The sequence below is a fragment of the Brevundimonas variabilis genome (assembly GCF_014199945.1).
Taxonomy (GTDB): domain Bacteria; phylum Pseudomonadota; class Alphaproteobacteria; order Caulobacterales; family Caulobacteraceae; genus Brevundimonas; species Brevundimonas variabilis.
In genome coordinates this window covers 51,438-74,990 of sequence record NZ_JACHOR010000006.1, presented here as the reverse complement: position 1 = coordinate 74,990, position 23,553 = coordinate 51,438, and the positions used below count along the sequence as shown (strand labels likewise).

The 23,553-nt window shown below is 64.8% G+C and carries 19 protein-coding genes; 8 read left to right on the top strand and 11 right to left on the bottom strand.

Going from position 1 to position 23,553, the window contains the following annotated elements; all coding sequences use genetic code 11:
• Positions 1-9: 9 nt before the first annotated feature.
• Complete coding sequence (locus tag GGR13_RS15615; RefSeq protein WP_246347920.1) at positions 10-480, bottom strand: response regulator; 471 nt, start codon at positions 478-480, stop codon at positions 10-12.
• A 108-nt stretch (positions 481-588) separates the two neighbouring features.
• Between GGR13_RS15615 and GGR13_RS15610 the strand changes: the two genes are divergently transcribed.
• From GGR13_RS15610 to GGR13_RS15595, 4 genes are all read left to right on the top strand, one after another.
• Complete coding sequence (locus GGR13_RS15610) at positions 589-4,008, top strand: EAL domain-containing protein (protein ID WP_183214524.1); 3,420 nt, start codon at positions 589-591, stop codon at positions 4,006-4,008.
• A 68-nt stretch (positions 4,009-4,076) separates the two neighbouring features.
• Positions 4,077-4,484 carry a response regulator transcription factor gene (locus tag GGR13_RS15605; protein ID WP_183214523.1) on the top strand — a complete coding sequence of 136 codons (408 nt, stop codon included), beginning with the start codon at positions 4,077-4,079 and terminating at the stop codon, positions 4,482-4,484.
• A gap of 67 nt (positions 4,485-4,551) precedes the next feature.
• On the top strand, positions 4,552-7,866 hold the full coding sequence (locus GGR13_RS15600; protein ID WP_183214522.1) for an amidohydrolase family protein: 3,315 nt from the start codon (positions 4,552-4,554) through the stop codon (positions 7,864-7,866).
• A 227-nt stretch (positions 7,867-8,093) separates the two neighbouring features.
• Positions 8,094-9,689: a phytoene desaturase family protein gene (locus tag GGR13_RS15595; protein ID WP_183214521.1), complete on the top strand. Its 1,596-nt coding sequence runs from the start codon at positions 8,094-8,096 to the stop codon at positions 9,687-9,689.
• Here the strand turns inward: GGR13_RS15595 and GGR13_RS15590 are convergent.
• The 4 genes from GGR13_RS15590 to GGR13_RS15575 all read right to left on the bottom strand — a co-directional run bounded on the left by GGR13_RS15590 (position 9,679) and on the right by GGR13_RS15575 (position 13,438).
• Positions 9,679-10,056: a response regulator gene (locus GGR13_RS15590; protein ID WP_183214520.1), complete on the bottom strand. Its 378-nt coding sequence runs from the start codon at positions 10,054-10,056 to the stop codon at positions 9,679-9,681. The two genes, GGR13_RS15595 and GGR13_RS15590, sit on opposite strands and share 11 nt — an antisense overlap.
• Positions 10,040-11,560: an HWE histidine kinase domain-containing protein gene (locus GGR13_RS15585; RefSeq protein ID WP_343060449.1), complete on the bottom strand. Its 1,521-nt coding sequence runs from the start codon at positions 11,558-11,560 to the stop codon at positions 10,040-10,042. The genes GGR13_RS15590 and GGR13_RS15585 overlap by 17 nt, the downstream gene beginning before the upstream one ends.
• Before the next feature lie 186 nt (positions 11,561-11,746).
• A complete protein-coding gene (locus GGR13_RS15580; RefSeq protein ID WP_183214519.1) occupies positions 11,747-12,085 on the bottom strand; it encodes a VOC family protein in 339 nt (112 codons plus the stop codon).
• A gap of 177 nt (positions 12,086-12,262) precedes the next feature.
• Positions 12,263-13,438, bottom strand: a complete 1,176-nt coding sequence (locus GGR13_RS15575; RefSeq protein WP_183214518.1) for an acetyl-CoA C-acyltransferase — start codon at positions 13,436-13,438, stop codon at positions 12,263-12,265.
• 150 nt (positions 13,439-13,588) lie between these two features.
• Here GGR13_RS15575 and GGR13_RS15570 point away from each other — a divergent pair, with 150 nt between their 5' ends.
• A complete protein-coding gene (locus GGR13_RS15570) occupies positions 13,589-14,089 on the top strand; it encodes a winged helix-turn-helix transcriptional regulator (RefSeq protein WP_183214517.1) in 501 nt (166 codons plus the stop codon).
• A gap of 6 nt (positions 14,090-14,095) precedes the next feature.
• Here GGR13_RS15570 and GGR13_RS15565 read toward each other — a convergent pair whose 3' ends face one another.
• From GGR13_RS15565 to GGR13_RS16720, 6 genes are all read right to left on the bottom strand, one after another.
• The gene (locus GGR13_RS15565; protein ID WP_183214516.1) at positions 14,096-14,665 is read right to left on the bottom strand and encodes a hemerythrin domain-containing protein; all 570 of its coding nucleotides are present in this window, start codon (positions 14,663-14,665) and stop codon (positions 14,096-14,098) included.
• Positions 14,658-15,869: a tRNA 2-thiouridine(34) synthase MnmA gene (gene mnmA / locus GGR13_RS15560; protein WP_183214515.1), complete on the bottom strand. Its 1,212-nt coding sequence runs from the start codon at positions 15,867-15,869 to the stop codon at positions 14,658-14,660. The genes GGR13_RS15565 and mnmA overlap by 8 nt, the downstream gene beginning before the upstream one ends.
• Before the next feature lie 107 nt (positions 15,870-15,976).
• Positions 15,977-16,261 carry a CtrA inhibitor SciP gene (gene sciP / locus GGR13_RS15555; RefSeq protein ID WP_183214514.1) on the bottom strand — a complete coding sequence of 95 codons (285 nt, stop codon included), beginning with the start codon at positions 16,259-16,261 and terminating at the stop codon, positions 15,977-15,979.
• A gap of 172 nt (positions 16,262-16,433) precedes the next feature.
• Positions 16,434-17,885 (bottom strand): flagellar hook-basal body complex protein, encoded by a 1,452-nt coding sequence (locus GGR13_RS15550; RefSeq protein ID WP_183214513.1) that lies wholly within the window; start codon positions 17,883-17,885, stop codon positions 16,434-16,436.
• Positions 17,886-17,897: 12 nt separating this feature from the next.
• Positions 17,898-18,647: a flagellar hook assembly protein FlgD gene (locus tag GGR13_RS15545; RefSeq protein ID WP_183214512.1), complete on the bottom strand. Its 750-nt coding sequence runs from the start codon at positions 18,645-18,647 to the stop codon at positions 17,898-17,900.
• Between the two features lie 4 nt (positions 18,648-18,651).
• Entirely contained in the window at positions 18,652-20,070 is a 1,419-nt protein-coding gene (locus tag GGR13_RS16720) for a flagellar hook-length control protein FliK (protein WP_246347919.1), read from the bottom strand.
• A gap of 211 nt (positions 20,071-20,281) precedes the next feature.
• Here GGR13_RS16720 and GGR13_RS15535 point away from each other — a divergent pair, with 211 nt between their 5' ends.
• Genes GGR13_RS15535 through GGR13_RS15525 form a run of 3 tightly spaced genes read left to right on the top strand, consistent with a single transcriptional unit; the run spans position 20,282 to position 23,501 of the window.
• Positions 20,282-20,455 (top strand): hypothetical protein, encoded by a 174-nt coding sequence (locus tag GGR13_RS15535; RefSeq protein ID WP_183214511.1) that lies wholly within the window; start codon positions 20,282-20,284, stop codon positions 20,453-20,455.
• Complete coding sequence (gene flgK / locus GGR13_RS15530; RefSeq protein ID WP_183214510.1) at positions 20,455-22,572, top strand: flagellar hook-associated protein FlgK; 2,118 nt, start codon at positions 20,455-20,457, stop codon at positions 22,570-22,572. The genes GGR13_RS15535 and flgK overlap by 1 nt, the downstream gene beginning before the upstream one ends.
• Positions 22,572-23,501 (top strand): hypothetical protein, encoded by a 930-nt coding sequence (locus GGR13_RS15525; protein WP_183214509.1) that lies wholly within the window; start codon positions 22,572-22,574, stop codon positions 23,499-23,501. Before flgK ends, GGR13_RS15525 begins: the two co-directional genes overlap by 1 nt.
• Positions 23,502-23,553 lie beyond the last annotated feature (52 nt).

The following is a 23,553-nucleotide window of genomic DNA, read 5'->3' as shown; positions in this document are numbered from 1 at the left end:
GGGTCGTCTTCAGAGGGCCGCCTGAAGCGTTGGCACTGCAGCCTGGGCTCGCAGGCGGGCCTCCGCCCGGGCCGCGCGAAGGGTGAAGCGTAGCTGGTAGGTCAGCAGTCGCCAGTTGAGCGGCTTGGTCACGAAGGCGGTGGCACCTGCGCGAAACGCGCGGTCGATCGCCTCAACATCCTCGCGACCCGTCTCGACGACGATCGGCAGATGTTGTGTTGCAGGGTTCTCGCGCAATCGGCGAAGGAGTTCGAAACCGTCCATGCGCGGCATCTCGAGGTCGACCAGCAGCAGATCATAGGTCTGGCGATCAAGGGCTTCGAGCGCCTCGAGCCCGTCGGCGGCGGTGTCCACGTGGGCAGTGCCGGACGCCAGGTTCACCTGTGCAAACTCCCGGAGGATAGGATCGTCGTCGACGAACAGGATGCGAGCATCCTCGTTCAGCACATAGAAGAAGCCGCTCATCGAAGCCGCGCTCATCGGTCCGTAGACCTGTCCAGTCCCCCGACCAGAAGCCCTCTTAAGTCTCGGGTCATTAATATCGAGTATAGACAACAGTATTCTACGAAAGAGGGCGTTGCGTTGGATATGTCTCCGATTGCCAAGGGGTCGCTGGGGCGGAAGCTGATCGGCTTGGTAATGGGCGCTCTTCTGGCGTCTTTCATCGTGACGGCACTGTTCGCCACCTGGAACGACCTGCGCCAGCAGGCGGCCCTGGAAGCCCTGAAGATGACCCAGATCGCACAGGTCATCGGGTCGCTCTCGTCCGACGCCGTCCGAGAAGGCGATCGGGCCAAGACCTTCAACGCCATCCGGTCCGTCAGCCAGATGCCGGGTGTCAGCTATGCGCGGGTGCAGGCCCGTGACGGGACGCTGCTGGCCGAAACCGGTGCCGGGGCTCGCCTCATGTCCGACGCCACGGTCGATCGTGACGGAAGCCTGTCCCTGTGGTCCGCGCTGACGACCGGTTCGGTCCAGGTGACGGCCCCGGTCATGAGCCAGGGCGAGACGGTCGGATCGATCACCCTGTTCAGCAAGACGCCCGACCTGCGCGACCGCGTGCTCGCGACGGTCTGGGTGACCCTGCTGGGTGCCCTTGTCGCCGTCCTTGTCGGGATGCTGGTTGCCATACGCGTGGCCAGAAAGATCAGCGGCCCCGTGGTCGCCCTGGCGCGTGTTGTGCGGGGCGTGCACGTGACGAACGACTATTCCCGCCCGGCCGAGATCGCCGCGGAGGGTGAAGTTGCGGATCTCGTCTTTGGCTTCAACACCATGCTCGAGGGCATTCGCGACCGTGATGCCCGTATCCAGGCCCAGATCGAGGGACTGGAGGGCGAGGTCCAGGCCCGGACGGCCGAACTGTCTCTGGCGAAGGACGCCGCCGAGAGCGCGAACGCGGCGAAGTCCGACTTTCTCGCGGTCATGAGCCACGAAATCCGCACGCCCATGAACGGCATTCTTGCGCTCAGTGACATGCTGGCCAAGTCTGACCTGCCGGCTCGCCAGCAACGCTATGCCGACGTCATTGCCAAGTCCGGCCAGTCGCTCCTCAGCATCATCAATGACATCCTGGACTTCTCGAAGGTCGAGGCCGGCAAGATGGACCTGGAGGCCATCGAGGTCGATCTGGCCGAGGTCGCCGAAGATGTCGCCAGCCTGTTTTCGGAAAAGGCCAGCCAGAAGGGCCTCGATCTGGCGGTCTTCGTGCATCCGTCCCTGCCGACCGTGATGGCCGATCCGGTTCGCCTGCGCCAGGTGGTCGGCAATCTGGTGAACAACGCGATCAAATTCACCGAGACCGGCGGGGTGATCATTTCCATCGACCGCGATGCTGCGGATGGTTCGCGCCTGCTGTTTTCGATCGAGGACACCGGTCCGGGCATCCCGGCCAACACGCTGCCGACCCTGTTCGAGGCCTTTACCCAGGCGGATCAGAGCACAACGCGGAAATATGGCGGCACCGGCCTCGGCCTGGCGATCTGCGATCGACTGGTCCGGTCGATGGGCGGAGAGTGGAAACTGTCCAGCACGGTTGGCACCGGATCGACCTTTGCCTTCTCGGTCGATCTGCCGACTGTCGGAACGAGCCCCGAGCTACCGGTCATCGCGCCTGACTGGCGTCTGCGGATCGGCGAGATCGGGGCCCAGACCCGCGCCGCGATGATGCGCTATCTCAAGGCCATTGGAGCGGAGGAAGGTCTGTCCGAAGCGGCGTTCCTGCCCGCAAATTCGCGGGCTGCCGGACCGTTCTCCGTGAGGGTCTGCGAAACAGAGGACGAAGCGGCAGACGTGCCAGTCGATGTCTGCACCCTGGTCAAACCCTTGCGACGTGACGAAATCCTGGCCGTCATCGGCCAGATGGCGTCGGGACGGGCACCGGTCCTCAAACAGTCGCAGAATGCCCGGGCGGAGGTCGTGCATTTCCCGGGAGCCCGGGTGCTTGTGGTTGATGACGCAGAGGTCAACCGCGAAGTGGCCACCGAGGCGCTTGGACGCCTTGGCATTGTTCCAACCCTGGCCGTGGACGGCGTCGAGGCGGTCGAGATCCTGCGTCGGCAGTCCTTCGACCTGGTGCTGATGGACGGCTCCATGCCGAACCTCGACGGATTCGAGGCCACGCGTCTGATCCGTGCCGAGGAGGCTGCCGACCCTGGTCGCGGGCGGACGCCGATCGTGGCCCTGACCGCGCACGTCGTCGGATCGGGTGCCAATGCCTGGCGCGAGTCCGGCATGGACGGCGTCGTGCACAAGCCGTTCACGGTCAGCGACCTGCTGGGCGTGCTGAACCGGTTCTGCGGAGACCGGGCCATCGCTGTGACCGAGGCCCGTCCGGCCGAACAGACTGCGGGGCCAGCTGTGGCGGCGGACACCATCAATCTGTTGCTGTTCGATCCTGTGATCCGGGCGGAACTGATGGCGATGGCGGAGCAGGGGCGGTCGGATTTCGTGGACCGGGTGCAGGGCCTGTATGCGACGAACGCCCCGCTTCGCCTCGCCGATCTGAAGGCCGCCGAGAGCCAGGGCGATCTGGAGGCGGCCGCGCGCGCTGCCCACGCCATGAAGTCGATGAGCCTGAGCCTTGGTGCCCGCGCCGTCGCGGCCGAGGCCTCGCAGATCGAGACGACCGCGCGGGCGGGAGGTTCGATTTCCGGCGCTTCGGTCCGGATCGGGACGCTTCTGATCCAGACGCTGACCGGCATGGGACTGGCCGGCGCATCGGAGGCCACTCCGGCGGGCGATGCAGCGGGCGGAGTCCCGGCGCCGAGCGCCCTGGCGGACTTGCAGCGCGGCATTGCGGCGGGAGAACTCCAGGTCGCCTATCAGTCCCTGGTCGAGCGCAATGGCCAGGCGTCCGGCAAGGTGGAAGCCTTGGTGCGCTGGGTTCATACCGAGCGGGGCCGGCTCAGCCCTGCCGAGTTCGTGACCTGCCTCGAGGCCGAGGGCACGATTGCGGCCCTGACCGACTTTGTGCTGGATCGGGTGATGCAGGAACTGGGTGACCATTCCGGCATTCGCGTTTCCGTCAACGCCTCGGCGACGGAGTTTCAGGCCGACGGCTTTGCCGATCGTGTCGCCCGAGCCCTGGCCGCGCGCGATTTCCCCGCTGGCCGGCTCGAGATCGAGGTCACCGAAACGGCCATGCTCGACATCGACTGTGCACGTCGCACCATCGGCGAACTGGCGGCGATCGGCGTGGGCGTGGCGCTCGATGACTTCGGTGCGGGCTATACCAGCCTGCATGCCTTGCGAGAGCTGAAGTTTACCACGCTGAAGATCGACCGGAGCTTCGTCGAGCGATGCGTCGAGGACACGGCATCTGCGGCGATCATCCATGCCGTCATCGGGGTCGGACGGTCGATGGGCATGAAGGTGGTCTGCGAGGGGGTTGAAACCGCGGCCCAGGCAGAGTTCCTGCGCATTGCCGGCGCGCATTACCTGCAGGGCTACTTCTTCCATCGGCCCGGTTCGGTCGATGACCTGATGGCCACGTTCGCCAAGGCGGCCTGATCTTAACCCTTTGCCTTATCGTTACAGTCGGATTTCCGCTGCATACTCCAATCTGAGGAGCACTCCGCATGGCCCGAATTCTTGTCGTCGATGACGATCCGACGATCCGCGCGATTGCGCAGGAACTCTTGCTGGGCTCCGGACACGAACTGTTCGAGGCCGCGGATGGCGATGAAGCCCTTCTGATCGCCGCGAGGACGCCGGTAGACCTGATCGTCCTCGACATGCTGATGCCCAACAAGGACGGGATCGAGACGATACAGGCGCTGAAACGCGATCATCCGGACACGCGCATCCTGGCCATCTCGAGCGGCGGGCGCATGGACGGGGCCACGCTGCTCAAACTGGCCAGCGCCTTTGGTGCTGACGAGACGATGCTCAAGCCCCTGCGTCTCGCCACGTTTGCCGTCATCGTCGAAGCCTTGCTGGCGCGCCGCGCCGTGCCGTCCCCGCTCGAGTTTGCGCAATCGGCCTGACACCCCCTCGCCAACACCATTCAGGACCCGTTAGACAGTCGCTCTGACTTTTTGGGTGGGTGTTCTGATGAAGCGTTTCCTGTTGACGACGGCGGCTGTGCTGGTGATCGCCGCTCCGGCCCTGGCCCAGACACCACCGGCCCCGCTCGAGCCTGCACCCGAGGCCGGGACGGCCGCGGACGCAGCCAAGCCTGACGAAAAGCCCAAATGGGATGTCCAGAACCCGCCCGGACCCTCGCGCGAGATCCCGATCGACGTCACCCAGGGCACCTGGATGTCCGTGGACGTCAGTCCGGATGGCCAGACGATCGTGTTCGACCTGCTGGGTGATCTTTATGTCATGCCGATCTCGGGCGGGACGGCGCGGAACATCGCCTCGGGCGTCGCGTGGGACATGCAGCCCAAATGGTCGCCGGACGGGACGAAGATCGCCTTTACCTCGGACCGGGGCGGTGGCGACAACCTTTGGGTCATGGACGCCGACGGCACAGATCCGGTCCAGGTCTCGGACGAGAAATTCCGCCTGCTGACCCAGCCCGAATGGACGCCCGACGGCGAATACATCGTCGGCCGCAAGCATTTCACCTCGACCCGCTCGCTGGGGGCCGGCGAGATGTGGATGTATCACCGCTCGGGCGGCGGGGCTGGCGTGCAGCTGACCGAGCGCCGGACACAGCAGAAGGACACCGGAGAGCCTGCCTTCAGCCCGGACGGTCGCTATCTGTATTTCAGCGACGACGTGACGCCGGGGATGGTGTTCGAATACTCCAAGGACCCGAACGGCGAGATCTATGCCATCCAGAGGCTGGATCGCGAGACCGGCGAGGTCGAGAAATTCCTTGGTGGTCCGGGAGGGTCGATCCGCCCGACGCCGTCACCGGACGGCAAGTCCCTGGCCTTCATCCGCCGGGTTCGTTTCCAGTCCGTCCTCTATGTCATGGACCTGGAGACCGGGCGCGAGACGCCGGTCTATGAGGCCCTCGATCGGGACATGCAGGAAACCTGGGCGATCCACGGCGTCTATCCGACGATCAGCTGGACACCCGACAGCCGCGAACTGGTGTTCTGGGCCGGCGGTGGCATCAAGCGGCTGGACGTTGCCTCGAAGACGGCGACCGACATCCCGTTCCGGGTTACCGATACGCGCCGCGTGGCCGACACGGTCCGCGCCACCGTCGATGTGGCCCCGGCCGAGTTCGACGTGAAGATGGTGCGTTGGGCCCGGACGTCACCGGACGGGTCGAAGGTGGTGTTCGAGGCGCTGGGTAATCTCTGGATTCGCGACCTGGCCGATGGTGCCGTCGGTGCCCCGCGCCGCCTGACCCGCCAGTCGGATCATTTCGAGCTCTATCCCGCCTGGTCACGTGACAGCCGTTCGATCGTCTACACGACCTGGAACGACAGCGAGCTCGGCACCGTGCGCGTCATCCCGGCGTCAGGCGGTACGGGCCGGGTCGTGACCCGGAACCCGGGCCATTATCTGGAGCCGACGTTCTCGCCGGACGGCCGGACCATCGTTTATCGTACCTCAAGTGACAACGACCTGCGCAACCCGCTGTGGAGCCAGTCGCCCGGCATCTATCGCGTCGCGACGGCAGGCGGGCAGGCCGAGTTCGTCACGGACGACGGTGTCAGCCCGCAGTTCGGTGCCTCGAACGACCGGTTCTTCTACAGCGGCCGCGAGGGCACCAACCGGGCCCTGAAGTCGGTCAATCTGGAGGGTGACGACGAACGCACTCATCTGACCAGCGAATGGGCCGCCGAGTTTGCGGTCTCGCCGGATGAGCGGTTCATCGGCTGGACCGAGCGTTTCAACGCCTATGTCGCCCCCTTCGCCCGCACGGGCCGTCCGGTCAGCATCGGAGCCGAGGGCAAGGCCCTGCCGCAGACCCGCGTCACCCGCGATGCGGGCGAGTGGCTGCACTGGTCCGGCGATTCCAGCCGTCTCCAGTGGTCGCTGGGTTCGCAGCTGTTCCAGCGCGACCTGAACCAGACCTTTGCCTTCGTCGAGGGCGCGCCTGACGAACTGCCCAAGCCCGCCGAGGCCGGCATCGAGATCGGCTTCCAGCAGGCCAGTGACGTTCCGGAGGGCCGGCTCGTCCTGACCGGGGCGCGACTGATCACCATGAACGGTGATCAGGTCATCGAGGACGGCGTGGTCGTCGTCGAAGGCAACCGCATCACCGCCATCGGTCCGCGTGCCTCGGTCACGGTGCCCGCCGATGCGACGGTGATGGACATGACCGGCAAGACCATCATGCCCGGCCTGATCGATGCTCACTGGCATGGCTCGATGGGCTCGGACGAGATCATCCCGCAGCAGAGCCGCATCGACTATGGCTCCCTCGCCTTCGGGGTGACGACGATCCACGACCCTTCCAACGATACCTCCGAGATCTTCGCTCATGCCGAACTGGCGCGAGCGGGCCGGGTTGTCGCGCCGCGCATCTTCTCGACCGGGACGATCCTGTACGGCGCCGCGACGCCGTTCACGGCCCAGGTCAACAATTACGACGACGCCCTCTCGAACCTGCGCCGCATGCAGGCGGCCGGTGCGTTCAGCGTCAAGAGCTACAACCAGCCGCGCCGCGACCAGCGCCAGCAGATAATCGGAGCCGCGCGCGAGCTGGGCATGTCGGTGGTGCCGGAGGGCGGCTCACTGTTCCAGCACAATATGTCGATGATCGTCGACGGCCACACGACCATCGAGCATTCGGTGCCGGTCGCCGAAATGTACGACGACGTCAAACAGCTGTGGCGCCAGACGGGCACCGCCTACACCCCGACCGTGGTCGTGGCCTTTGGCGGGAATTGGGGCGAGAACTACTGGTACGCCGAGAGCAATGTCTGGGAGAATGAGCGCCTGGCCCAGTATGTGCCGCGCCGGACCCTGGACGCCCGCTCACGCCGTCGCGTGGTCTCGCCGGACAATGAGTGGAACCACATCTCGGTGGCACGCGAGGCGACCGAGCTGAACAATGACGGCGTCCTGGTCAACATCGGCGCGCATGGCCAGCGCGAAGGCCTGGGGTCTCACTGGGATATCTGGAGCTTTGCACAGGGCGGCATGACCCCGATCCAGGCCCTGCGCACCGGCACGATCAATCCGGCGCGAACCCTGGGCATGGACCGGGATCTTGGTTCGCTGGAGGTCGGCAAGCTGGCCGATCTGGTGGTGCTGGATGCCAATCCGCTCGACAACATCCGCAATACGACCAGCATCGCGTTCACGATCGCCAATGGCCGGGTTTACGATGCCGGCATGAACGAGGTCGGTCGCCGTGAGCGTCCGCGGGCACCGTTCTGGTTCGAGGGTGCCGACGGGGAAGCCTGGTCCGCCGGGGCCAGTGCTGCAGAAAGCCATGGTCACGGCGAGGACTGACGGCGCAGGTCGCTCAGCCGGACGGCAGCAGCAGGGGCAAGACGCCGTCCCGGCGTCAGTGAAAAAGGCGAAGGGCATCATGATGCGGAATGGGTGGCTCTCCGGAACCTCTCAGGGACGTGCTGATTGCGGCATCTGTCGCGATCGAAATGGCGCTGGGGGTTACGACGACGCACGGTTTGTCAGGGCGTTTTCATTAGGTGGGATCTCCTCTGCCCGGGCGACCCATGACTGAAACGCGATCCGACGTCGTCATCCTGGGTGGAGGGCACAATGGTCTGGTTTGCGCCTTCTATCTGGCGCGTGCCGGTCTGAAGGTCACCGTCCTTGAGCGCCATCATGTCGTCGGCGGAGCGGCCGTGACGGAAGAATTCCATCCGGGATTCCGAAATTCCACCGCCAGCTATACCGTCAGCCTGCTCAACCCCCGCGTCATTGCGGATATGGATCTGGCCGGACACGGCCTGCGTGTGGTCGAGCGGAGAATGTCGAACTTTCTGCCGCTCCCGGGCGGTGACGGTTTCTGCGCGGGGGAGGGGCGTACCCAGGCGGAGGTGGCGCGGTTTTCGACCCGCGATGCCGAGCGGCTGCCCGAGTACGAGCGCCGGCTGGAGGTCGTGGCGGCGGTCCTGCGCGAATGGATCCTGCGCGCGCCACCCAATGTCACGGCAGATGGGACCGGCGGGGGCTGGATAGCGATGTTGCCGGACCTGCTTTCGGCAGGATCCCTCGGGCGAAGGGCCGCGGGACTGGACACCCAGGGGCGGCGCGACCTGCTGGACCTGTTCACGAAATCGGCTGGCGACTGGCTCGATGGCTGGTTCGAGAGCGACCCGATCAAGGCCCTGTTCGGGTTTGACAGCGTGGTGGGCAACTATGCCAGCCCCTACACGCCAGGGTCAGCCTATGTGCTGCTGCACCATGTGTTCGGCGAGGTGAACGGCCGAAAGGGCGTCTGGGGGCACGCCATCGGCGGCATGGGGGCGATCACCCAGGCCATGGCTGCGGCCTGTGCGGAGGCCGGTGTCGACATCCGGCTGGACACGCCGGTCGCATCGGTCCTGACGGACAAGGGCCGGGCTGTGGGCGCGGTAACCGGGGCGGGCGACGTCGTTCGGGGCAGGGCGGTGGTCTCGAACCTGCATCCCCGGCTGTTGTTCGACCGGCTTGTCGATCCTGCGGTCGTCCCGCCCGACTTCACGGAGAGGATGAGCCGATATGCCTCCGGGTCGGGGACTTTCCGCATGAATGTCGCCCTGTCGGAACTCCCCCGTTTCACCAGCCGTCCCGAGCCCGGTGACCATCACACCGCCGGGATTATCGTTGCACCATCGCTGGCCTATATGGATCGCGCCCATGCCTCCGCCCGGCTGGACGGCTGGTCCCGCGAGCCCATCGTGGAGATGCTGATTCCCTCGACCCTCGACGACACCCTGGCCCCGCCCGGCCAGCACGTCGCCAGTCTGTTCTGCCAGCATGTCGCGCCCGATCTCGCTGACGAACATCGCGAGGCCGTGGCCGACCGGATGATCGAGACGATCGATGCTCAGGCGCCGGGCTTCAAGGCCTCGGTCATCGGCCGGCTGGCGCTGGGGCCGCGCGATCTGGAGCGGCGGTTCGGCCTGATTTCGGGCGATATCTTTCACGGGCGGCTGACGCTGGATCAGCTATTCAGCGCCCGGCCTGTCCTGGGCCATGCGGATCACCGGATGCCGGTGCCGGGGCTCTATCTGTGCGGGTCAGGCACCCATCCCGGCGGCGGCGTGACCGGCGCGCCGGGCCATAATGCAGCGAAGGCCGTGCTGAAGGATATCAGACGTTAGCGACACCCAGGGCCTTCATGAGGGCATCGCGGATCGTCTGTTCGGTAAAGGGCTTCTGGATCGTCGACTGTCCCCGCCAGTGTTCCGGGAGGCCCCCTTCGCCATAGCCTGTCGAGAATACGAAGGGCACATTACGGGCCTTCAGGGCCTCGGCGACCGGAAAGACCTCACGGCCCGCCACATTGACGTCCAGAAGCGCCCCGTCGATCTTCAAGTCCTCGGCCACGGTGCGAAGGGCTTCGTCAACGCCAGCGATCGGACCGATGGTATGGCAGCCCATGTCCTCCAGGATCGTCTCGATCAGCATCGCGACCAGAGATTCATCCTCGACGACCAGAATGCGTCGTCCATCAAGCGGTTGGTTCAAACTGACGTCCTCGGTCCAGCGGAAAAGAAATCTCCGCAGTAAAGCCGCTGGTCAGATATCTCAGATTCACGACGCCCGCCAGATCGTGCCGAATGTTTCGTTCGATCAAGCGGGTACCAAAGCCCCGACGGTCAGGCACCACGACAGGCGGTCCGCCTTCCTCGCGCCAGACCAGGGTGAGGGTGCGATCGTTCTGGTTCGCCACAGACCAGTCGATGAAGACCCGGCCCTGTTCATGAGCCAGCGCACCATATTTGGCGGCATTGGTGGCGAGTTCGTGGAAGATCATCCCCAGAGACAGGGCCGCTGCGGGCTCCAGCGGAACGGCGGGCCCATTCAGAACGACGCGATGCTCGTCGTGGACCACGGTCTCGTGCTGCAGGATGTCTCGAAGGTCGGCGCCTTCCCAGTGGCTTCGCGTCAGAAGATCGTGGGTGTGCGAAAGTGCCACCAGTCGGGACTGGAAGCTTTCGGCAAAGGTCTGCGGATCCTGATGTGAGCGGGCCGTCTGCATGGCAATCGACTGGACCGTCGCGAGCGTGTTCTTCACCCGGTGGTTCAACTCGTCGATCATCAGCCGTTGCCGTTCAGCAGACAGAACGGCATCGGAGACGTCGAAACCCTGGACAAAGATCCCGACCACCGAGCCGGAGTCGTCGCGGATAGGCTGGTAGATGAAATCCAGATAGCTCTCGATCGGAGCCCCTCCCTCAGGCCTTGCGATCTGGACCAGGACATTGCGGCCCTGGAACGGCTCGCCGGTCTGGTAGACGCTGTCCAGCATGTCGATGAACCCCTGATCCCGCACTTCGGGCAGGGCCTCTTCGACCGTCTTGCCTTTCAGGTCTCGATAGGCGGCGATCCGGCGGTAGGCTTCGTTGAACAGCTGGAACTGGTGGTTCGGGCCTGACAGAACGGCCACAAAACCGGGGGCCTGCATGAACATCTCGACCAGACGCGAGCGCTCGATCTCAAGGCGACGGTTGTCTTCCTGAACGATGCGTGCGCGCTTCAGCAGGTCGCCACCGATGATCGCATCGAGTGCGGACACAACGAACGGCCGCTCGGCAGCGCCGGCCTGACGCCGCAGAAGTTCCAGCTCCGTAACGTCGGAAGTGTGCTGGAGAATGTAGGTCAACTCGCCGGAAGAGTTTTTCACAGGCGTATGGGTGGCGCTCCAGTATCGGTCCTCGAAGGCCCCGTCCGGCCCGCTGGGCATGGCGTACCGGATCAGCGCGATATGGTCCGGCTGGCCGGTGTCGAGCACCTTCTCGAAAGACGCACGCAGCAGCCTGACGCTCTCGGGAGCCTCAGCGCCGTCACCCGCCGTGAAGACGTCAAAGATGGGTTTGCCGATGAGATCTTCCCGCTTCGCAACGCCGACAGCCTGCATATAGGCCTGGTTCATACCGGCGTAGCGGAGGTCCGGCGTGAGCAGCATATAGGGGTTGGGCGATGCTGCGAATGCCGCAGCCAGGTCGATGTCACTGCCGATTTCATGCACGTCTGACGTCTCCCGCTGGCTCCGATAACGCCCGGGTGCCAGTTTGGCTTCGATACTGTTTATGCGGCCGAGAATCCGGCAACTGAGCCAGTCTCGATCATGGTCGTTCGCATTCGAAACGTGAAGACACAATGACAGGCTGCAGGCTCGGGAAAGCCGCCCTGCTCACACCGCAAAAACCCGGTCTCAGGTTTCGGACCAGACCGCCAGTTCGTTGCCGGCAGGGTCGCGGAAATGAAACCGGCGCCCGCCGGGAAAGGCAAAGGGTGCCTGCAGGATCACCCCGCCGGCCGCCTCGACCCTCGCCAGCATGGCTTCGAGATCCGTTGCAAACAGCACGGGGAGGGGCGTGAGCGTTCGCGCCGGGTCGGCATCGAATCCGCCGTCCAGACCCTGGTCGAAGGCAGCGTAGGTCGGGCCAAAGTCCTCGAAGGTCCAGCCGAAGGCCTCGCCATAAAACGCCTTCACCGTAGCCAGGTCACCCGCCGGCATCTCGAGGTAATCCAGTTTTCCGTCTTCACGCATGGCTGTTGCTCCGTTGTGGCGTTGCCAACAAAGCAGGTTGGCACCGCCCGCAACAGACGGCATACTTGCGAAGCATTCTTATTCGCAATGACTTGATGCGGGAGCGTTGGCCATGATGATCCTGATGTATGGGCCCGCCGCCCTCGCGCGCCTGATGTGCCCAGGCACGACCGGACTTCAGGCCAGTTCAACGGCCATGGCGACGGCCTCGCCGCCGCCGATGCACAGGGATGCAACGCCACGACGTCCGCCACGCGCCTGAAGCGCTGACAGCAGGGTGGTCAGGACCCGCGCACCCGAGGCCCCGATCGGATGTCCGAGGGCGGTCGCACCGCCATTCACATTCAGCCTGGCGTGGTCGATCCCGAGGTCGTGCAGGGCGACCATGGCCACGACGGCGAAGGCTTCGTTGACTTCCCACAGGTCGACGTCATCAACCGACCACCCGGCTTTCGTCAGGACCTTCTGCATCGCGGGGACAGGGGCTGTCGCGAATTTTGCCGGTTCGTGGGCGTGGGCGGCATGGGCAACGATCCGGGCCACGATCGGCAGCCCCATGGCGCGCGCCACGCTCTCGCGGGTCATCACCAGCGCTGCAGCGCCGTCCGAAATGGACGAGGCATTCGCTGCGGTAATTGTCCCGTCCTTGCTGAAGGCAGGCTTCAGGTTCGGAATCTTGGCCGGATCGGCCTTGCCGGGCTGTTCGTCCCGGCTGACGGTTTCGGTGCCCTTGCGGCTCTTGACCTCAACCGGGGTGATTTCCGCATCGAAGGCACCGCCCTCGATGGCAGCCAGTGCGCGCTTCAGGCTTTCCAGCGCATAGGCGTCCTGGGCTTCGCGCGTGAACTGATAGTCCCGGGCGGTTTCCTCGGCGAAGGCCCCCATCAGCTTGCCCGGCTCATAGGCGTCTTCCAGTCCGTCCAGATACATGCTGTCCGAGATGACGTCATGGCCGATACGGGCCCCGCTGCGGTGCTTGGCCATCAGATAGGGGGCACCCGACATCGACTCCATGCCCCCCGCAACGATGACATCGGCCGTACCCGCCAGCAGGGCGTCGTGGGCCATCATCGCGGCCTGAAGACCGGATCCGCACATCTTGTTGACCGTCGTGGCCTCGACCTGAAGACCGAGTCTGGCCCCCAGCGCGGCCTGTCGGGCAGGAGCCTGACCCAGACCGGCCGGAAGGACGCATCCCATGTAGATCTGTTGCACATCGGCGACGCCGGCGCGTTCCACTGCGGCACGGACCGCGGCTGCACCCAGGTCAGTGGCCTTGACGCTCGACAGGGCTCCCTGGAACCCACCCATCGGCGTGCGGGCAAAGGAACAGATGACGACGGGATCGGACATGGAAAACCTCGGACTGTTGTGCCTGCTAGATCGTCCTTGAGCGCGCGCAAGGCAAGCCGGACGACAGGATCTGCTGGATGCGGTTTATCCGGACCGTTCCTTTTGGCAACCCACTTGCAAATCTGCTGACGCAGGGTCACCTTTGTTTGCATGGGCCGTACCGCAGACTATTCAAAACAAAGCTGTTCCATCGCCGCCACTCTGGAAGTGATCGGCGACCCCTGGACCCTGCTGGTCATCCGCGACGCCTTTCAGGGAGTCAGCCGGTTCGAGCAGTGGCAGGATCGGCTCGGGGTTGCGCGTAACGTCCTCGCCGCCCGGCTGAAGACGCTGGTGCAGCACGGTGTTCTGGAACCTCGTCTCTATTCCGAGCGGCCGCCGCGGAACGAATATGTGCTGACGGCCAAGGGCAAGGACCTGTCGGCCGTTCTGGTAACCCTGCATGCCTGGGGAGCCAAACATGTCTATGGCGACACCGACAGCGGCATTGACCTGGTCCACAAGACCTGCGGCCATTCGCTGGATCCCCGGATCGCCTGCGGACACTGCAGCGAGATCGTGAAAGGCCGTGACATCGTCATGACCCGTGCCGCCAACCGTCCGACTGTCGGTGACGTCATGCCAAGAGACGCTGCCGTCGGGGAAGACTGAACCAGCTCAGCCCCTCAGCGCCATCAGGGGGATGACGATATCCTCCTCGTCGTCGAGGTGACGAAGGAGGGGCGAGGCTGCGGTATCCAGCGCATCGGCCATGCGCGCTGCATCATCAACGGCATTGATGTTGCCCGCGCGAACCGTCCGATGCAGGGCGTTGCCGCATTCCGCGAGCCTTTCCAGCTGTGCGTGGACGGCATAATGGTCCCGGTCCAGCAGGTCGATCCCGGGCGCTATGCGCGGCTCAATCGCGCGAAACTGCGGGAAATAGTGGGTCGTCTCGATCCTGTGATGTCCGTCAAGGTGCTGGAGGAAGCCGGACAGGGTCGGCAGCAACCGACCATGAAAGTCGCGAAGGTCAATGCTCCCGCTGCGATAGGCCTCGGCGACCTTCTCCATGTGACGGCTCGCCTGCCGGAAGCCCGCATGCATCTGCAGCCAGTGGGTTGCGCTTCCGGGGACAGAGGCTTCGTCCCACCGGCTGCGCGGAAACGCTTCCCGCAGCCAGGTAAATGCAGCCGGCAAGGCGCTGCGTCGGGCCAGCGGCCATTCGCCGGTCAGGTCGTCAGACAACGGCCGTGGTCGTCTGGATGAAGCCGCCGCCGAGCAGCCGGTCCGGGTCGGTGGGGTCGTAAAGGGCGCAGGCCTGGCCGGGGGCCACGCCTTCCTCTCCGGTCTCGAATACGACCGACACCACCCCATCGACGCGCGAAAGCCTGGCGGGCGAGGGCGGCCGGGTGGAGCGGACACGGGCCAGCACTGACGTTGCCGCATCGGCCGCCGCCTCTATCGAGCCTTCGTTACCCAGCCAGTTGGTCTCATCCAGCGTCAGGGAGGCCGTCAGCAGGGCCTCGCGCGGACCGACGATGACCCGCCGAGCCTCGGGGTCCAGCCTGGTGACGAACAGCGGCTCGCCCACCGCGACATTCAGGCCCCGGCGCTGGCCAATCGTGTAATCGGTGATCCCGGCATGGGTACCGAGGACCCGACCGTCCATGTGAACGATCTCGCCCGCCTCGCGTCCCTGCGGGCGAAGACGGTCTATCAGGGTCCGATAGTCGCCCGAGGGCACGAAACAGATGTCCTGGCTGTCCGGCTTGGCCGCGATCCTGAGCCCGAGCTCGGATGCCACCCCACGCACCTGGGGCTTTTCGAGGTCGGCGAGCGGGAACCGCAGATAGTCGAGCTGGTCACGGGTCGTGGCGAACAGGAAATAGGACTGGTCGCGGGAATGATCGATCGCCTTGCGCATCTGGACCTGTCCGCCCGGCATCACCGATCGGCGGACATAATGCCCGGTCGCCATGGCCTCGGCCCCCAGATCGCGGGCGACGTCGAGAAGGTCGCGGAATTTGACGGTCTGATTGCACCGGATGCAGGGCACTGGCGTCTGGCCACGCAGGTAGCTGTCGGCAAACTGGTCGATCACCGCATCGCGGAACCGGCTTTCGTAATCCAGCACATAATGGGGGATGCCCAGCATTTCGGCCGCCAGGCGTGCGTCGTGGATATCCTGCCCCGCACAACAGGCTCCCTTCTTCTTGAGAGCCGCGCCGTGGTCGTAGAGTTGCAGCGTCACCCCGACGACGTCGTAACCCGCCTTGTGCAGCAGGGCCGCGACGACGGTGGAGTCCACGCCGCCCGACATGGCAGCAACCACCCGTGCCCCAGGCGGCAAGCCGACGGCCAGCCGAGCCTGTTCGATCGCCGCATCCATGTCGGGGCGGGCAATGTCGGGGATCGGGCAAAGGTCGTCGACCAGGGTCATGGCGGCCATATAGGCGTATTGGTGCGGCTTTTCGAGGTCGGAGGCGAAACGACGAAGGCCGCTTCCGTTGCGGGAAGCGGCCTTCTTTCCGTGCCGGTCTGGCGAAGTCCGTTCGGCTAGGAGCGGTAGACCTGAATCCGCGTCGTCCGCAGGCCCTGCATGCCCCACTTGTCGATGGCCTTCTGCCAGGCCAGGAACTCTTCCGCCGTGATGCGATAGCGGGCCAGAGCGTCATCCACGCTGATCAGACCGCCGCGAACGGCAGCGACGACCTCGGCCTTGCGCCGGATCACCCAGCGATCGGTGTTCGGCGGCGGGAGGTCCCGCAGCGTCAGCGGCGTGCCCGTCGGTCCAACCACGTATTGTTCGCCTTTTTGATTCAGGCGTCGCTCTTGCAACATGGGCTTATGCCTCATTCATCACCAGTTCTGAGATGCGAATGTGCCACGTCGCGCCTAAAGGCCGTTTAAGCGTCGTGGTGAAGGAAAAGATAAAATCCAATCCGTCCACAGAGTCATTCCATCCAGAGTTTGAGCAACGATTCATTGAAGTTTACGAAATGCTACCAACCGATCAGCGTTTGATGCTGATCAGTTCGGCAAGCATCTCATCGGCGGTCGTGATGATCTTCGAAGACGCTGAATAGGCGCGCTGGGTGGTAATCAGTCCGGTGAACTCTGCCGAAAGGTCGACGTTCGACGCCTCCAGTTGAGAGGCGGCAATATCGCCGGCGCCGCCTGCGCCTGCGGTCTTCAGATTGAAGGTGCCGGACGTCTGGCTGACCTGATAGGCATTGCCGCTCGTCTCCAGCAGGTTGTCCGGGCTGGTGAAGGTCGCGATGGCGAGTTGCGCGATCCGGCGGGTCACCCCGTTGTCGAAATTCGCGGTGACGAAGCCTTCTTTATCAATGTTGATGGCGCTCAGATTGCCGAAGGCGGTGCCGTTGGTGATCGTCGAGAGGACGCCTGACTCGGTATTCAGCTGGCTGAGGCCACCTGCCGAAGTGTTCAGGTCGAAATTGATGACCTGGGCGTCGATACCGGCTGCGGTGGCCCATTTCGGGCCCGTGGCCGCCGCGTCGTTGGATGCTGCGAGGGTGAGCGATGGATTGCTGAAGTCCGCAAACAGCCAGCCTTCGGCCGGTACGGGCACAGCGGGCGTGCCGCCGCCTGTCATGGCCGTGATGTCGAGGCGTCCCTCGGACGTGAAGCGAACACGCCCCGAGGCCAGTTGGCCTGGAACAGTCCCTGTTCCTGCGACGTCCGACGCGGGGACGGCATGGATCTCGGCGAACCACTCGTTGGGGACGTCGCTCTTGAGGAAGGAGATGGCAAGGGTGCGCTGACCGCCCTTGGAGTCCGACACCGGGACCGTGAGCCTGAAGTCGTGATTGAACCCTGTCGGTGCCTCGTCGGTCCGATTGTAGGGTGCCAGGCTGAATGCAGGATCAGCCGCGTCATAGCTGGCCAGGTCGGGGTTCAGCGGCTGTGCGTCGTTCAGGTTTGCATTGAGCTGGATGCGCGTTGTTGGTTCGGCTGTCCCGCCGACGTTGCCGATATTGATCGACCGCAGGCGATTCAGATCGGATGGATCGCTGTTGATGTTGCCATTGTTGTCGATCGGCCAGCCTTGCAGATACAGCCCCGCCGTATTCTGCAGATAACCCAGCTTGTCAGGCGTGAACGCTCCGGCCCGCGTGAACAGGCGCGTATCAGTCGGAAGGAGGTTCTCGGCCCGGTCGGCCACCACGAAGAAGCCCTGGCCCTCGATCCCCAGGTCGGTGCTCGATGCCGTGCGCTGGAGCTGGCCGTTCTGGCTGATGAAGTGGCGGGCTGTGGCCTGAACACCGCCGGCCGAATAGCCCGTTCCTCGCGACTGGCTGTTGACGACGGTCGAGAAATCGCTGGCCGTGCGCTTGTAGCCCACGGTGTTGACGTTGGCGATGTTCTGCGAGATCGCCGCCAGGGCAGCGGCGTTTGCGGTCAGACCGGAGACGCCGGCCAGAAGGGCGCTGTTGATGCTCATGACAGGTATTCCTTAAGAGAACAGTTTGAGAGGATTGAGCGAGGCCATCAGGTTCGCGACGGGCGAGCCGTCGTCGTTGGCGGCATTGGCAAGTGTCGGCATTTCGTCGAGGGCGATCACCGCTGACAGCGGCACGATGGACTGCCCGATCGCCAGATAGGGCTGGCCTTCGTAGAGCTCGATACCGGTCACCCGGCCGCGGGTCAGGACCTGGCTGTCGACGGCCCCACCGCTTGCGTTCTGGGCGGAGACCTTCAGCGTATAGACGCCGCCGTCGGGTAGCTGGGCTCCGGCGGTGGTCTTGCCATCCCAAACGAAGTCGCTGATGCCTTCCTGGCGAGAAGGGGCGTCGCCGGTCCAGACGACCCGTCCAGAACCATCAACGACCTCGAGCTTGGCGGCGCTGGCCGCCGTCCCAAGCTCGTAGGACCATTGGGCAGCTCCGTCGGTCAGCTCGGTCGCGCTCCAGGCCGCCGTCGCCTCCTTGCCGATGTAGTTCGAGGCACCCGACAGGCCACCGCTTCCCTGCTGCGCTGCGAGCAGGCTGGTCAGCAGGTCGTTGGTCAGCAACTGCTGCTCCACGCCCGACATCTGGGTCAGCTGTGCCGTGAACTCGTTGGAATCCAGCGGAGACAGCGGGTCCTGGTTCTTCAGCTGCGTTGTCAGCAGTTGCAGGAAGGTCTCGAAATTCGAGGCCAGGCCGATCCGTCCTGCGGAAGTCCGCGAGGCCGCTTCGGTCGTTGAAGAAACGCCATCGACCATGATTTCAGACTTTCACATCGACGCCGCGAGGCGTCAGGCTGGATGAGGGGAGCGTCCATGCGGGCGGGGCGTCGACCAGGTCGGTCTGGGCCGCATGGCGGTCGGCATAGGCCGTTGCGCGTTGCTGGCGTCGATCGGTGCCGCCGCCGGATGAGCTGTCGCGACTGGAAAACTCGAGCGCATCGCGCGCCACGGTGAAGCCGGCATCCTCAAGCTGACGCCGCAGGTCGTCGGCACGCCCGCGCAACTCCGTCGCCGCGAGGGGATTGTCGAAGGCAAGTCGGGCCGAAAGCTGCCCGTCGCTGTCGATGTCGAGTGTCACGTCCACGCGACCAAGGCCCTCGGGCGTCAGGCCGAGCTCAAACCGGGTCGATTGGCCCGCGAGGCGATGGGTGATCTGCGCTGCCAACTGGGCAGTGGTCTCGATGGTGGCGCGCGACAGGCTGGAAAGCGACAGTGTCTCGGTAGAAGCAAAGACAAGAGGTGTGGACGCGGACGCTGATGCCGCTCCCGAAGGCGTTGGGGCGTCCGTATCGGTCAACACCTGCGCGATGTCAGCGAATGCGGGCAGGGGCTCGGTCGATGATCCGGCGTCCGCCAGCACGATGCCCGCCGCGTTCGGCATACCGGCTGAAGACGTCAGGGCAGAGCGATCGACGGGCTGTGACGCCTTGTTGCCGGCCAGGTCCGCATCAGGTGCCAAAGACCCGTCGGATATCTTCGCGCCGGCAGAAGCGGACAGGTCCTTTTCGGCAAGAGCGTCCGCCGAAGCGGACCCGTTCGAGGCGACGTCGACCTTGCGCTGCGTGATCGTCGCCTGCTGAAGGGCCGCCGCGCCGGGCAAGGCTCGCAGGCTTGCCAGTGCAGCGTCACCGGCCGGTGTCGAAGAACGTTGTGCAGCGACCTCGACGGCCGATGCCAAGGCCGTCGCTTTCGCCTGTTCGGCGACAACCGCCGACCTGGCGTCAGCGTCTTTGCCGGGCACCGGAGGCAACACAGGCTCGTCTGTGGTCGTCTCCGGACCGACCGCAAGATCCTGCGCGGGGAACGTCTGGAGTCCGACCCCGTCGGTCGAAGGTTTGACCGCCGTGTCAGAGGTGACCTGCTGGTCGGTCCCGCCCGTTCCGTTCGGCACTGTGACGCTGGACAGTTGGATCCAGAGTGGAGCCAGCAGGGCCGCGCTGGCTGCAGCGACGTCTTCGGGCGCGCCATCATTGTCCGCGACCTGTTGCTCGCTGATCGGCAGGGCCGTTGTTTCGGGAACGTTCAGGGACCCGCCTTGAGGCGATGCAGGCGTCTCGGGCGATTCAGCCGCCAGGACAGCTGCGAAATCGCCCGAAGATGCCGAGGCGTCAGCGGCTCCCCCACCGGACTGGCCGGAGAGCGGGACGGTGACGGGTGACAGGATGGCAGATGCGGACATGCGGGCAGGCGTCTCGATGGGGGCTGGCGCCTGCTGCGCCGGATCATTCGGGATGGCTGTCGCAAGCCTTGGGCCAATCCCGGACCTGGGAGCATGGCACTGAAAACTATGGGAATACGGTCAGGTGTGCTGTTGCCGGAGCACAGATCGGTCGACCAAATTTGCCGTGTCGTGACGGTTTTTGCCCGGTAGGGCGGGACGCGCCTCGGCGATGGCCCGGCAATTGCGTGAAAACGCCATCATGGCCCCTTCGCGAATCATTTCCTGTAATAAAGTCAACGGACTGTCAGCTTTCGCCGACATGTCGACCGGGCAGATTTTGCGTTTTGCCGGGCAGGGCTTGCCGGGCGCATGGGCTGGAACCTTCCGCGCGGAGCGCGTCTGATGTCCCTCAATGCCATTCTCAATAACGCGAACTCGGGTCTTGCGACGGCGCAGGCGCAGCTCCGGATCGTCTCGGACAACGTCGCCAACGTCAACACCAAGGGCTATGTCCGCAAGATCGCCGATCAGCAGTCGCTGACCAGCCAGGGCACCGGTTCAGGTGTCGAGATCGGACGGGTCCGGCTGGCCACGGACCGCTTCCTGCAGGCGGCGAGCCTGAGTGCCAATGCGGATGCGGGTCGCTACGAGGCGCGCAGCGAACTCTATGACCGTATCCAGTCGCTGTTTGGCGATCCGGGATCAACGACCGGCTTCTTTTCCAGCATCGATGGCGTATTCGCAGCCTTCGCCACGGTCGCGGAGGACGCGCCATCCTCACCGCGTCGCCAGGAAGCCCTGTTCAAGGCGGAGGCGCTTCTTGGGGATGCCGCTCGCGTCGCGGGCCAGATCCAGTCCACCCGGGAGGATGCCGACAGCCGGATCGGCACGGCCGTCGAAAGGGTCAATGGTCTCCTGCGGGACATCGATGCGCTCAATGTCGAGATCGCGCGCGCGACGGCGCTGAATGCAGACGCCTCGGGTGCGCAGGGGGCCCAGGCCATGCTGGTCGCCGAACTCGGCAGCCTTCTGGATGTCCGTTCCGCAGGGATGGGGAATGGGGGTATCTCGCTTCGGACAGGCGGCGGGGCCCTGCTGGTCGGTCCCGGTGCCGCAACGCTGGAGTATCAACGCGCCGGCAAGGTCACGCCGGAAACCGTCTTCAACGAGGTTCTGATCACTGAGCCGGGCGGACAGCTTCGCCCTCTGACGGATCTGATCACGACAGGCGAAATCAAGGGCCTTCTGGAGCTCCGCGACGTCGATGCGCCGGAGACCGCCGAGCGTCTCGCCGAACTTCTGACCCATCTGGCCGACGAGCTGAACCGGGCCCACAACGCCCATTCGGCCGTGCCCGCCCCGAACAGCCTGACGGGCCGCAACATCGGGCAGTCGCTCGAGGCCGCGCTTGGCGGTTTCACCGGCTCGACGACGGTCGCGGTCACCAATTCTGCGGGCCTTGTACAGGCGAGAGCGGATATCGTCTTTTCCGGTGCTTCCATCACCGTGAACGGTGCTGCGGCGACACCGGCGAACTTTCTCACGGTGCTGAATGCCCAGCTCGGAGCCGCCGGGACCGCCAGCTTCGCCAATGGCGTGTTGGCGATCGAGGCCTCGGCCGGCAATGGTGTCGTCGTTGCCGACGATCCCGCCAACCCGTCGAAGAACCGCGCCGATCGCGGGTTCTCGCACTTCTTCGGTCTGAACGACCTCGTTCAGTCGGGGCGTCCGGCCCTCTACGAAACCGGTCTGACGGGAACATCGCCTCACGGCTTTACGGCGGGACAGACGGTCCGCTTCCGGCTTTCGGACGATCGCGGCAGCAAGCTGCGTGACGTCACCTTCACCGTGCCTGCGGGCGCGACTGTCGAGAACCTGCGCACAGCTCTGAATGATCCGATCACCGGGATCGGCCGCTATGGCAGTTTCTCTCTGAGCGCGGCCGGTGAGCTGACGTTTCAGGGCAATGGCGATCCGGCGCCGACGCTCAAGACACTCGACGACCAGACGGCCCAGGTCCCCTCGGGCGTATCCTTCACCCGATTGTTCGGTGTCGGGGCCGGGGTTCGCGCCACGCGCGCCGACAGCTTTACAGTCCGATCCGACGTCCGTCAGAACGCCGCCAAGCTGGCGCTCGCCGAGTTCGACTTCACTGCAGCGGTGGGATCGAGAGGATTGCTGTCTGGCGATGGTCGCGGGGCAACGGCCCTGGCCGATGCGGGCAACCGGTCGACGGCTTTCCAGGCAGCGGGTGGTGGGCGGGCGAGCACCCAGACGGTCTCGCGATATGCCGCTGAACTGTCCGGCACGATCGGCGGAAAGGCCGCATCCTCGAAGTCGCGCGCGGACAGCGCCGTCGCCGTCCGCACCGAGGCCACGGCGCGCCAGACGGCGTTCGAAGGCGTGAATCTTGATGAGGAGCTGGTCCTCCTGACGACCTACCAGCAAGCCTTCAACGCTTCGGCGCGCCTCATCCAGGCATCGCGCGAGCTGTATGACACTCTGTTGGGGATGATCTGATGACCCGCGTCTCGACCCTGGGCAACTACAACTCGGCCCTGCTCAACCTGTTTGCGGCCCAGAACCGCCAGTTCGACGCACAGCAGCGACTGGCAACGGAGAAGGTCGCGAACGATCTTCAGGGCTTCGGACGGTCTTCGGAAAGTCTGACGGCGCTGAAGGGCGCGCAGGCCCGCATCCAGGGCTTCATCGACACCGGCGACACCCTGCTGGCGCGGCTGGAAACCCAGGACCTCGCGCTATCCCGCGGGTCGAGTGCGATCGACCGGCTGAGATCGGCCCTCGGCAACAGCATTGCCAACGAGGCGGGCGGGACGATCAACCTCGAACTGGAAGCCGCCTTCCAGGATTTCAGGGGTGCCCTGAACATGGAACATCAGGGTCAATTTGTCTTCTCCGGTGGTAATTCCGTCGAGACGCCGGTCGAATTCACGACGCTGGATCAGCTCGTCGCTGCGCCGGACGTCGCTTCGGCGTTCAACAACGGCTCGTTGAAGACCCGCTCCCGCATTTCCGAAACCACTGCGTTTGACTCCAGCTTTCTCGCGGATGAAATCGGCACCGAAGCACTGGAGATCATGCGCGAGATCCGTGCCTTCAGTGACACCAATGCCGACGGACCCTTTGCGACGAAGCTGACCGAAGCCCAGAAGACGTTTCTGACGGGAAAACTCAGTGAGCTTGCCACGGCGGGCGGCAACTTCCTGACTCACGTGGCCCAGAACGGCGCACTCTTCCAGCAGGTCGAGAGCATCAACGCAAACAACGCTGCTCAGCTGTCCCAGCTGGACGCGCTGGTCGGCCAGCGCACCGACGCCGATCTCGCCCAGGCGGCTGTCGACATCAAGCTGTCCGAGGTCGCGATCCAGGCTTCCGCGCAGGTGATCAACCAGCTCAGGAACGTGTCGCTCCTCAATTTCCTGACCTGATCCGCGTCACTCCGACGCGAATTCCACGGCCACGCTGGACCTTGTTCTGCAT

What these genes read in the sequence shown, in the direction of transcription:
- GGR13_RS15615 (WP_246347920.1), bottom strand. Translation starts at nt 480, where the DNA reads ATGAGCGCGGCTTCGATGAGCGGCTTCTTCTATGTGCTGAACGAGGAT.
- GGR13_RS15610 (WP_183214524.1), top strand. Translation starts at nt 589, where the DNA reads ATGTCTCCGATTGCCAAGGGGTCGCTGGGGCGGAAGCTGATCGGCTTG.
- GGR13_RS15605 (WP_183214523.1), top strand. Translation starts at nt 4,077, where the DNA reads ATGGCCCGAATTCTTGTCGTCGATGACGATCCGACGATCCGCGCGATT.
- GGR13_RS15600 (WP_183214522.1), top strand. Translation starts at nt 4,552, where the DNA reads ATGAAGCGTTTCCTGTTGACGACGGCGGCTGTGCTGGTGATCGCCGCT.
- GGR13_RS15595 (WP_183214521.1), top strand. Translation starts at nt 8,094, where the DNA reads ATGACTGAAACGCGATCCGACGTCGTCATCCTGGGTGGAGGGCACAAT.
- GGR13_RS15580 (WP_183214519.1), bottom strand. Translation starts at nt 12,085, where the DNA reads ATGCGTGAAGACGGAAAACTGGATTACCTCGAGATGCCGGCGGGTGAC.
- GGR13_RS15575 (WP_183214518.1), bottom strand. Translation starts at nt 13,438, where the DNA reads ATGTCCGATCCCGTCGTCATCTGTTCCTTTGCCCGCACGCCGATGGGT.
- GGR13_RS15570 (WP_183214517.1), top strand. Translation starts at nt 13,589, where the DNA reads ATGGGCCGTACCGCAGACTATTCAAAACAAAGCTGTTCCATCGCCGCC.
- mnmA (WP_183214515.1), bottom strand. Translation starts at nt 15,869, where the DNA reads ATGGCCGCCATGACCCTGGTCGACGACCTTTGCCCGATCCCCGACATT.
- sciP (WP_183214514.1), bottom strand. Translation starts at nt 16,261, where the DNA reads ATGTTGCAAGAGCGACGCCTGAATCAAAAAGGCGAACAATACGTGGTT.
- GGR13_RS15550 (WP_183214513.1), bottom strand. Translation starts at nt 17,885, where the DNA reads ATGAGCATCAACAGCGCCCTTCTGGCCGGCGTCTCCGGTCTGACCGCA.
- GGR13_RS15545 (WP_183214512.1), bottom strand. Translation starts at nt 18,647, where the DNA reads ATGGTCGATGGCGTTTCTTCAACGACCGAAGCGGCCTCGCGGACTTCC.
- GGR13_RS16720 (WP_246347919.1), bottom strand. Translation starts at nt 20,070, where the DNA reads ATGTCCGCATCTGCCATCCTGTCACCCGTCACCGTCCCGCTCTCCGGC.
- GGR13_RS15535 (WP_183214511.1), top strand. Translation starts at nt 20,282, where the DNA reads ATGGCCCGGCAATTGCGTGAAAACGCCATCATGGCCCCTTCGCGAATC.
- flgK (WP_183214510.1), top strand. Translation starts at nt 20,455, where the DNA reads ATGTCCCTCAATGCCATTCTCAATAACGCGAACTCGGGTCTTGCGACG.
- GGR13_RS15525 (WP_183214509.1), top strand. Translation starts at nt 22,572, where the DNA reads ATGACCCGCGTCTCGACCCTGGGCAACTACAACTCGGCCCTGCTCAAC.